The sequence below is a fragment of the Bradyrhizobium sp. genome (assembly GCF_049512235.1).
Lineage (GTDB): Bacteria > Pseudomonadota > Alphaproteobacteria > Rhizobiales > Xanthobacteraceae > Bradyrhizobium.
Map to the genome: position 1 here is coordinate 1 of NZ_JBEKXH010000273.1, position 8,922 is coordinate 8,922.

General features: G+C 61.5%; 8 protein-coding genes. 5 read left to right on the top strand and 3 right to left on the bottom strand.

Translation table 11 applies throughout. The features are described 5' to 3' along the window. On the bottom strand, window positions 1-504 hold a 504-nt coding region (locus ABSG20_RS22610; RefSeq protein WP_423866738.1), incomplete at its 3' end, for a toprim domain-containing protein. Window positions 505-731: 227 nt separating this feature from the next. Between ABSG20_RS22610 and ABSG20_RS22615 the strand changes: the two genes are divergently transcribed. Further along, a complete protein-coding gene (locus tag ABSG20_RS22615; protein ID WP_423866739.1) occupies window positions 732-974 on the top strand; it encodes a hypothetical protein in 243 nt (80 codons plus the stop codon). Between the two features lie 206 nt (window positions 975-1,180). On the opposite strand, the gene ABSG20_RS22620 is transcribed toward ABSG20_RS22615, so the two are convergent. After that, entirely contained in the window at window positions 1,181-4,051 is a 2,871-nt protein-coding gene (locus ABSG20_RS22620; RefSeq protein ID WP_423866740.1) for an ATP-binding protein, read from the bottom strand. A gap of 249 nt (window positions 4,052-4,300) precedes the next feature. Between ABSG20_RS22620 and ABSG20_RS22625 the strand changes: the two genes are divergently transcribed. Next, window positions 4,301-5,599 (top strand): epoxide hydrolase family protein, encoded by a 1,299-nt coding sequence (locus tag ABSG20_RS22625; protein WP_423866741.1) that lies wholly within the window; start codon window positions 4,301-4,303, stop codon window positions 5,597-5,599. A 133-nt stretch (window positions 5,600-5,732) separates the two neighbouring features. Beyond that, window positions 5,733-6,152: an Ohr family peroxiredoxin gene (locus ABSG20_RS22630; RefSeq protein WP_423866742.1), complete on the top strand. Its 420-nt coding sequence runs from the start codon at window positions 5,733-5,735 to the stop codon at window positions 6,150-6,152. A gap of 13 nt (window positions 6,153-6,165) precedes the next feature. On the opposite strand, the gene ABSG20_RS22635 is transcribed toward ABSG20_RS22630, so the two are convergent. Beyond that, the gene (locus ABSG20_RS22635) at window positions 6,166-6,648 is read right to left on the bottom strand and encodes a winged helix-turn-helix transcriptional regulator (RefSeq protein ID WP_423866743.1); all 483 of its coding nucleotides are present in this window, start codon (window positions 6,646-6,648) and stop codon (window positions 6,166-6,168) included. Window positions 6,649-6,800: 152 nt separating this feature from the next. Here ABSG20_RS22635 and ABSG20_RS22640 point away from each other — a divergent pair, with 152 nt between their 5' ends. Further along, the gene (locus ABSG20_RS22640; protein WP_423866744.1) at window positions 6,801-7,574 is read left to right on the top strand and encodes an SDR family NAD(P)-dependent oxidoreductase; all 774 of its coding nucleotides are present in this window, start codon (window positions 6,801-6,803) and stop codon (window positions 7,572-7,574) included. Window positions 7,575-8,035: 461 nt separating this feature from the next. After that, window positions 8,036-8,922 (top strand): DUF4331 family protein (locus tag ABSG20_RS22645; RefSeq protein ID WP_423866745.1); only part of this gene is annotated, 887 nt, incomplete at its 3' end.

An 8,922-nucleotide genomic window follows, 5' to 3' on the forward strand; every position in this document is an offset into this window, starting at 1 on the left:
CCGGCCCGCGGACCGCGCGCCCGGCAGTTTACGCCACAACACCGGCGAGAGCGTGAAGCCGACCAGATAATCCAGCGCGCGGCGCGCCATGTAGGCGTCGACCAGCGCGCCATCGATCTGGCGCGGATGCTTCATGGCCTCCGACACCGCCTGCTTGGTGATGGCGTTGAAGACCACACGTTCGATCTTCTGGTCCTTGAGCGCGCGCTTCTCCTTCAGCACCTCCAGCACGTGCCAGGAGATCGCTTCACCCTCGCGATCGGGGTCGGTTGCGAGAATCAGCCGGTCGGCGCCCTTGAGCGCCTTGGCGATGTCATTGAGGCGGCCAGCCGCCTTGGGGTCGATCTCCCAGATCATCTGGAAATTAGCCTCCGGATCGACCGATCCATTCTTGGCCGGGAGGTCCCGGACATGGCCAAAAGAGGCCAGAACCTCATAGGAGGAGCCCAAATATTTGTTGATCGTCTTGGCTTTCGCGGGCGACTCGACAATGACGATATTCATTTTATTCCAGTGACTTAGGGGAAAAACAAGGACCTGTCCGCGGGATTCGCGACGGCCGCTTCGCTTGCGAACATGGGTGCAGCGGAGCCCCCTGTCAAATCGACAGATGTTGAAAAGCGGCCGTGATCTCCGAATGGCGGCCCCGTGGAGCGGCAAATTCGCTCTAGAGTTGTGTAATCAAACGGAGTATCCCTTAAGCAGAGGCTGTAGCGTTGGATGTAGGTTTGTTGACCAAGAAAGCGCATCGGCGGACGCTCGGATCCAAGACCAGGGATCGACGTTTGCGAACTCATGAGCCGCGCGGAGAAGGCGGGCCGGAAGAGGCTGCGGCCTTCATTGCGGAATCTGCCGCCGATCTGGCCGGGCTGGCGCGGCGCCACAGGCTCGGCATGCTTGGCTTCCTGCTCGGGATGCTGCAACTGGAAGCCGAGGAACAGCTGAGGCTTCGCAGCAAGCGCGATCTGTCATGATGGACGCGGCCCGTGAGGCCGCGCAACTCCGGCGAAATTACCGATGTTGCTCAGCGGTATGCAGCGGGGTCTCACCAATCTGGTTGAGCCTGTCGCCGGATCGCGCCGGAACCTGCTGCGCGATTCGCGCGCACGCGTGGCATTTGCAGCAAATACGGTGTTGGCCAGCAGCCCAACAAGAATGACGTGACTGACCCCATGCTGCTTCAATTGCAGATCGAGGTCGGTATTTGCGCAAGCAGCTGTTCAGCTGCTCTGAGGTCGGCCGTTTCAAATCCTTCGCTGAATGCTGCGTAGACCGGCTGCAGCAGCGTCCGTCCGCTTTCAGAATCTCCCTGCTCGACCAAAAGCTTCGCGAGGTCCCTCGCGGTGCGCAATTCCCAGGCGCGCGCACCTTGATGGCGGCTCAATTCGAGGGATTGCATGAAGCAATTCCGCGCCTCGTGGACGTTGGGTTCACGCATCGATAGCAGAAGTCCGCCTTTTACCCGCAGCAGTTCCGGCATGTAGAACATCTCGCCACTGACGTCGACTTGCTGAATACTTTCGTCGATCAAGGCCACGCTTTCATCTGATCTGCCTATTGCGACCAATCCTTGAGCGAGCGCGATGTTGAATTCCGTGGTGAGCACCTCATGTCGCGCTGCGTGCAGTCGCTCGAGCGTTGTCTGCAGATCCTTGACGCCTGCCTTGGTGTCACCTCGCAGAATCGCCAACTCCGCTTTGCGACCATGTCCGATCGCCACAAGAGGCCCCAAGGCATTGGCTTCGGCATGGGAGAGGGACAAATCGGTGTGGTATTGGGCAGCATCGAGATCGCCGGCCCAGAGAAAAATCGACGCCGCGCCGGCCAAAACCAGCCCCAATGCTGCCGGATGGCCCATGGCTTCGGAGGCTTCGACCGCCTGGCGTGCGAGTTCCAGCGCCTGGATCGGATAGCCTTGCAGCCAAAGCGTCCGTGCCAGTGCGATATACGAATGATAGTGGGGATCGTAGTTCAGGAGGATCGGTCCATGATGGGATTGAGATAATATCCGCATCAGCGAATCGAGTTCCGCACGCGAACCCGCAAGATCGCCGGTGACCTGCAGTGCCCTTCCCAACATGGCGTGGGCCACCGCTTTGACCGTCAGGTCGTCAGACGTTTCGGCGACAGCCCGGCAACGTCTGGCGTATTGAAGCGAAGTCCTGAGATCTCCTTTGCGGGCATGGGAAATGTGTTCCATGTTAAGCAATCCGGCTTGATGGACCGTGTCGCCGTGCTGTTCTGCAATAGCCAGGCTCCTGTTCAGGGCTTGGCTTACGGCGTTGCTTTCTCCATACATTTGCGATGCCGAGAAACCCAGCGCGGCCTGCAGATGCATCTCGTCGAGGCCTCCCGCGGAAGAGCCGTCAAGGGCGAGGATGGCACGTTTTGACCAGCGGTGGCATTCCGGAAGTAAAGACATCGCCAGAAAAACCTGCGTCGCAGCGGCTGCAAGCGATACGCCCAACGCGATGTTTCCCCCTGAAGAAAAGCACCATTCGAGCGCTACCCGAACATTGTTGACGCCGGCAAAATGGGATGCTCGTTCAATTCCACTCGATAAGCCCGGCCATTCCTTGCCGTTCTGTTCCAACCAACGGCGGAAGTACGACGCATGCCGTGTCGAGAGGTCGAGAGCATCGGCGTCGTCAATTGCGACCTGAAGGGCGTAAGCGCGCGTCGTGTCGAGCAGTCGGTAGCGCATCATCGCCCCCAGCGGGCTCGTTGCGACCAGCGATTTGGCAGCGAGACTGTCCACGGCGCCAACAACGTTCGATCTGTCGAGAGTGGCGCAGGTGACGACTTCCAGCGCCGCATCCAGGGTGAAATGGCCAACGAATACGGCGAGCCTGCGAAGCGCTGCGCGCTCCACCTCGGTCAAAAGCCCAAAGCTCCAATCCAGCGTGGCCTGCAGTGTTTTTTGACGCGGTGGCGCAGTTCGCGACCCCAGCCACATCAGGGTCAGGTGTTGATCGAGAAGTGCTGCGGTTTGCTGCAGTCCATAGGATTCGACGCGTCTGGCCGCCAGCTCGATGGCGAGCGCTACTCCGTCGAGCTTTCGACAGATGCTTGCGACGATCGGGGCTTCGGCGTCGCTGAACTCCAAACGCACGCCGCTCTCCGCCGCGCGCTCCATGAATAGCTGCATGGCCGGGAACGTCCGGACTGCCGCAGCCGTAAGCCCTGGGTCATCCGGCGGACATGCCAGCGCATCCAGTCGGTAGATATGTTCGCCTTCTACCCGAAGAGCTTCGCGACTGGTTGCCAGAATGTGGACCTGGGGTGCCGCACCGATGATGCGCGCCGCCAGCGGCGCTACCGCTTCGACGAGATGCTCACAGGTATCGAGGATCAGGAGAATTCGCTTGTCGCGCAGGTATGCGACCAGATTGGGCATTGCATCGTTCGTTTGAACCGATAGCCCAAGCATGGAGGCCATGCCCGCTGTTACCAGTTCGGGGTCGCTGAGCATCCCGAGGTCCACGAACAGCAGGGTGCCCGAGAAGGCGTCGTTCAGGTGGTGCCCGACCGCTATTGCAACGGTGGTCTTTCCAACGCCGCCGGCACCGACAATAGTGACAAAGCGCGAAGCGTTCAGTTGAGCCGACAGCCTCAGAACATCCTGGTCGCGGCCGATCACCCGGCTCAGGCGGCTGGGGAGATTGGCATGCGGAAATTTGTTGGCAACGACAGTCGCGTCATCGCGCGGACTGGCCGGCCGCGAGACCGGCGCAACGAAGCAATAGCCCCGTCCTGGGAGTGTCGCGATGTATCGAGCGCCACCCCGCCCATCACCCAGCGCCTTGCGCAGCCCGTTGATGTGAAAGCGCAGGCTGCCTTCCTCAACGATGACATCGGGCCAGACCCGCGACAGCAAACTTTTCTTGCTGACGATTTCGTTCGGGGTGGAAGTCAAGACGATCAATATATCGAGGGCACGCGCACCCAATTCGACGGCGACCCCCTGCTTCGTGAGGAGGCGCTCGTTCACCAGCAAATTGAATGGGCCGAACGACAAGCCGCCGTCCGTCCGATTGATAACCGTCGCCATAGACCCCTCTGTGACCGCGCCGGCCGAGGTCGCTGTGCTGGAGATTACGACCCTTCCCGCAAACCATCAAGGGCAACGCGATCGAGCCTTTCCGCGACCACCGAGCGCTGGAATTTGCCTGAAACGACAAGGGATTAGGCGCGCCTAACAGGGGATAACAACGCCTAACGGGTGATTTCGTCCGGGTCGGGATAGGTGTTGGGCAGCACGCAAGTGCACCCGAGCAACCCTCAACCCAGGAGAGACGCCATGGATACGATCAAGACGCCCGAAGCAACCGGTCAGGACCGCCGTCGGCTGTTCGGCACATCAGGCGCCGCGAGCCTGCCTCCGTTACAATCAGCCGCCGCGCACGCGCGCGATTCGATACGCCCCTTCCGCGGCGTCAACGTTCCGGAAGAAGCGCTGGTCGATCTGCGACGACGCATCGCCGCGACCCGCTGGCCCGAGCGGGAAACGGTCACGGATGCATCCCAGGGAGTGCAACTCGATACCATCCAGGCGCTCGCGCGCTATTGGGCGACAGAGTATGACTGGCGCAAGATCGAGGCAAAAATAAACGCCCTGCCGCAGTTCATCACCGAAATCGACGGGCTGGACATCCACTTCATTCACGTCCGCTCGAACCACGAAAACGCGTTGCCGCTGATCGTCACGCACGGATGGCCCGGCTCGATCACCGAACAGATGAAGATCATCGACCCGCTGACCAATCCCACCGCACACGGCGGAAAAGCATCTGACGCGTTCCATGTCGTGATTCCGTCGCTTCCCGGCTACGGTTTTTCCGGCAAGCCGGCCACGACCGGCTGGGATCCGGCCCATATTGCACGTGCCTGGACCGTACTGATGAAGCGCCTCGGATACACGAAATTCGTGGCGCAGGGAGGCGATTGGGGTGCGATCATCACCGAACTGATGGGCGTGCAGGCGCCACCGGAATTGCTCGGCATTCACACCAACATGGCGAACGTCATTCCCCTCGACATCGACAAGCTGGCCTTTTCCGGCGCGCCGGCACCGGCGAATCTCTCGACCGACGAGAAGCTCGCTTACGAGCGGCTGAGCTTCGTCTATGCCAAGGGCATCGGCTACGGCTTCCAGATGGGCTTAAGGCCGCAGACGCTGTACGGAATAGCGGACTCACCGGTCGGCCTGGCGGCCTATTTCCTCGACCACGACGCGCGCAGCTACGAAATGATCGCTCGTGTCTTTGCCGGAAACAGCGAAGGCCTCACCCGAGACGACGTCCTCGACAACATCACGCTCACCTGGTTGACGGATACGGCGCTCTCCGGCGCCCGCCTCTATTGGGAGAACAAGGGGGCGTCTTTCTTCGCCGTCAAGGGCGTCGTGGTGCCGACGGCCGTGAGCGTTTTCCCTGACGAACTTTATCCTGCGCCACGGAGCTGGGCGGAACGGGCCTATCCCAAACTGATCCACTACCACAAGCTCGATAAAGGCGGCCATTTCGCTGCCTGGGAACAGCCGAAGCTTTTTGCCGAAGAGCTTCGCGCGGGCTTCGAACCACTGCGCAAATCGGCCTGAAAACCAAGGCCTCCACGGCAATATTGATGTGACAACCACCCTTGTCTGAATCGACCCTCGAGGCTCGCGGGCACGTTGCGCGCGGGCATCGAGACCTCTCATCCAGGGTCACTACTCCAAAAAAGAGTGCGCCATGAGCCATATCGTAAAGTTGCTCCATACTGCCAAGACCGAAACCGCGGGAGGTCGCGATAATGGCGTCTCGCGCAGCTCTGACGGCCTGCTCGACATCAGGCTCTCGACCCCCGGTTCGGCGCGCATCGGTACCAACCCGGAGCAACTGTTCGCAGCCGGCTGGTCGGCCTCTTTCGCAAATGCGATCGCGCTTGCGGCTCGCAACAGAAAAATCGCGCTACCGGCCAAAATCAGCATCGATGCCGAAGTGGACCTGAACCTCGGGGACGGCGGCTATTTTCTCAGCACTCGGCTCAATGTCAGGCTGCCGGGTTTGGAGCGCGATGTTGCAAAGGACCTGGTTGACGAAGCAGAGGAGCTTTGTCCGTACTCGAAAGCGACATGCGGCAACATTGAAGCAACGATCAAGCTAATCTGAGCCGGATTGTTGGTTAAGTCCGGACCGAAGCGCGTTTCCGGCCCTTTGCGATCGGCCGCGGCTTTAACGCGGTGTCGGCAGCCTTCAGCAGCCGGCCATCCTGAGCGCGCAATTCCAGCTTCTTGACCGGGCGACCCTTCTCGCGATCGACCAGGATGGTCGCGATTGCTTCGGGACGCTGGTCGAACGCCTCGCTCCATTGCCGCAAGCCGACGAGAACAGGAAACACGCCGCGCCCCTTCGGCGTCGGCACATATTCCTGATAGGCGCTGCCGTCGGAGGCCGGCGCCATCTTCAGGATGCCATGGTCGACCAGCGTGCGTAGCCGCACGCTGAGAATGTTCTTGGCGAGCCCGAGGCTCTTCTGGAACTCGCCGAAGCGGCGCCGGCCGAGCAGGGCGTCGCGGATGATCAGCAGCGACCACCAGTCGCCGATCGCATCCAGCGAGCGGGCGATCGGGCATTCGGCGTTCTCAAGGCTGGTCCGTTTCACCATTGTAATTCCTGGCCCGTTTTCTCCACAAAAGCCGCGCCGCACCAGAATGCTGTGCCGCGCTGGCCCGCGATCACGCCGTTGTGTGGTTGCATCATAAAACCAGATGGCCTAGATGGCAATGTTGTTCAACAATGCAACCAATGGAGATGACGATGAGGCTTGCTGGCAAGACGGCGTTGATCACCGGCGGCAACGGCGGCATCGGGCTCGCGACGGCGCGGTTATTCGTGGCCGAGGGGGCAAAGGTGACGATCACCGGCCGCAACCGGGACACGTTGCGGGAGGCGGCCCGGGAACTCGGACCGAATGCGCTCGCGGTGGTGGCCGATGCCACCGACATCGCGGCGACGGAGGCCGCCATCAAACAGGCGGTCGACAAATTCGGCAAGCTCGACGTGCTGTTCGCCAATGCCGGCATCCCCGGCAACACGCCGCTCGGCGGCACGACGCTTGCCGGGTTCGAACAAGTCTTAAGGACCAACCTCACCGCGGTGTTCTTCACGGTGCAGGCGGCGCTGCCCTATCTCAACGACGGCGCCTCGATCATCCTGAACGGCTCGGTGATCTCAGTGCTCGGCAATCCCGGTTATTCCGCCTACGCCGCAAGCAAGGCCGGGGTGCGGGCGATGGCGCGGGTGATGGCCTCGGAGCTGTCGCCGCGCGGGATCAGGGTCAATGTGGTGGCGCCGGGCGCGGCACGCACGGCGATCTGGAAGGGTGCTGCGCCGACGGCCGAAGCCTTCACGGCGCTCGAACAGCGCATCGCGCGCTCTACGCCGCTCGGCAGGATCGCGGACGCCGATCAGATCGCAAAGACCGTGCTGTTCCTGGCCTCCGACGATGCCGCGCATGTGCAGAGCGCCGAAATCTTCGTCGACGGCGGCGCGACGGGCTCGCCGGCCGGCGCGCCGATCTATCGCGGCTGACGGGCGGGTTGGCGCGGCGCCCCAAGCGCCTGGTGGTACAGCTTCCGAGTAGTCGTGAGGTGGGTTGAGCTCTTCGCGAATCCCACCAATTCCGCCGCTCGCGATGGGTTTCGTGACCAGTTCGGACGTGCGTCCGATCTGGTCACTCTACCCATCCTACAAGTGATCAGTTTCATGGAATCGGTCGTCTGGGATGTTGGCCGTGGACTGTCCCCGATCTCTCGCCAGCTATCTAAAGACCTCTTAATGTCGATAATCCGACCCCCGAGCTGCGCTCTCCGCTCGGCCGTATAAGTGTGCTCGGACCGGATGATACCTTCAGCGGACACGACGCATCCTATTCAATCACGTCGTCGGCGAGCACGATCAAGTTACGCGGCATGGCGAGGCCGAGCGCTTTTTGCGACAGTTGATTTCAGCCGATGCCCGGTCTATGAATGGGCACCTTGGCGAGGTTGCCGATGTCCCATCATTTCGACACGCCGACCGCACGCGAAGATCCGCGCATCAACCTCTGCGATTTTTATCTGTTCTCCGGCGGGCCGGCTGCGACGGTGATGGCGATGACCGTCAATCCCGACGCCGGACTGTCCGCTCCGGACACCTTCCGCGAGGAAGGGCTTTACGCCTTCCGCTTCGATCTCGACGGCGATGCGCGTGAGGAGCTTGCATTCAAGGTGACATTTGGCCCGCCGTCCCATGCCGACGGCGATGATCACAAGCATCAGCAGACCTTTGAGGTCCGCCGTTCGCACGGCGCGGCCGCTTTGAAAGGAGCGAACGGCGATCTCATCGCCGCCGGTACGACCGGTGCGGCGGTCAAGTCCAAATCGGGCGTCACGGTGTTCGCCGGACTGGCGCCCGATTTGTTCGCGGTTGACGCCGCCGCCTTCCGTGCCTTCAGGACGGCGCTGTTCGACCAGAACAGGTTCGAACCGGCCGCGTTTCTCAATGGCAAAAACTTCTTTGCAAAGCGCAATGTAACCGCCATTGTCATCGAACTGCCCAACGCGACGATCGGCGACGGCCTGGTCCATGCCTGGGCATCGGTCTCGTTGCATGGACACGCACCGGAGGTGCAGATGTCCCGTTGGGGACTGCCACTGATCACCCACCTGTTCATTCCGGACCAGGAGATGCGCGAGCAATATAACCGGGCGGTACCGGCCGACGATCTTGCGCGCTTCTCCGGACAAATCGGCGGAGTTGCGGAGAAGCTGTCCGCGCTTGCCGGCTCCGCGACCAAGCCCGGCGACCATGCCCGCAAGCTGATCGCGCGCCTCTGCCCGACGATGCTGCCTTATGTCATCGGCACCCCGGCCGCCTTCGATTTCGTAAGCTTCAACGG

Bases quoted from the DNA above. Each gene is read 5' to 3' on its own strand.
- ABSG20_RS22620 (WP_423866740.1), bottom strand. From the start codon at position 4,051: ATGGCGACGGTTATCAATCGGACGGACGGCGGCTTGTCGTTCGGCCCA.
- ABSG20_RS22625 (WP_423866741.1), top strand. From the start codon at position 4,301: ATGGATACGATCAAGACGCCCGAAGCAACCGGTCAGGACCGCCGTCGG.
- ABSG20_RS22630 (WP_423866742.1), top strand. From the start codon at position 5,733: ATGAGCCATATCGTAAAGTTGCTCCATACTGCCAAGACCGAAACCGCG.
- ABSG20_RS22635 (WP_423866743.1), bottom strand. From the start codon at position 6,648: ATGGTGAAACGGACCAGCCTTGAGAACGCCGAATGCCCGATCGCCCGC.
- ABSG20_RS22640 (WP_423866744.1), top strand. From the start codon at position 6,801: ATGAGGCTTGCTGGCAAGACGGCGTTGATCACCGGCGGCAACGGCGGC.